This window comes from Vibrio sp. 1069 (assembly GCF_033340555.1).
Genome location: NZ_JAWOWP010000404.1, coordinates 1 through 689, shown reverse-complemented (window position 1 = coordinate 689; position 689 = coordinate 1). Strand labels below are relative to the sequence as shown.

1 protein-coding gene is annotated in these 689 nt (G+C 45.1%); it reads left to right on the top strand.

Annotated features, from left to right (window positions below; translation table 11 throughout):
* The coding region (locus R7040_RS26795; protein ID WP_318097639.1) for a pseudouridine synthase at positions 1–391 on the top strand (391 nt) is incomplete at its 5' end.
* Between the last annotated feature and the right edge of the window lie 298 nt (positions 392–689).

Below are 689 nucleotides of genomic sequence, written 5' to 3'. Positions count from 1 at the left end.
GACGGGTTTGGTGTTGATTACAGATGATGGCCAATGGTCTCACCGTATTACATCACCGAAACACAAATGCGAAAAAACATACCGCGTGTGGCTAGCGGATGCGATTCAACCTGATTACGTTGAAAAGTTTGCGCAAGGTATTGAGTTGAGAAACGAACGCGAAGCGACGTTACCAGCGCACCTTGAGATCGTGAATGAAGCAGAAAACGAAGTACTGCTTACTATCGTTGAAGGTAAGTACCACCAAGTGAAACGCATGTTTGCTGCACTTGGTAACAAAGTAGAACTACTTCATCGTGAGCGAATCGGCGATATCGTGTTGGATGACACTCTAGAACCGGGTGATTACCGTTATCTGACTCAAGAAGAAGTGGATTCTGTGTGGAATTAATCGTCGCTCTCGGAAATTCTTTAGTTCCTGACAGGAACTAGTCTTTTGGTAGGAATTGGCTCAGAATGACGATTCCTACCAAAATGTTTTCGTGCCTAGACAATTTCGGTATGCATGCTTAACCTCAGTGATATGCCGCGGTGTTTTATCACAGGCTCACGCATACTTTTCTCGCGAAACATCCGTTCGTAGTGAATCAATCATGCTGTCATCTTTGGTTTATTGCGCGCAAGTATCGGGTGAACATGCATCGTTATCATGCGCTTTTCTATGTCGAGCTCGTCAAGGCCACCTTGGT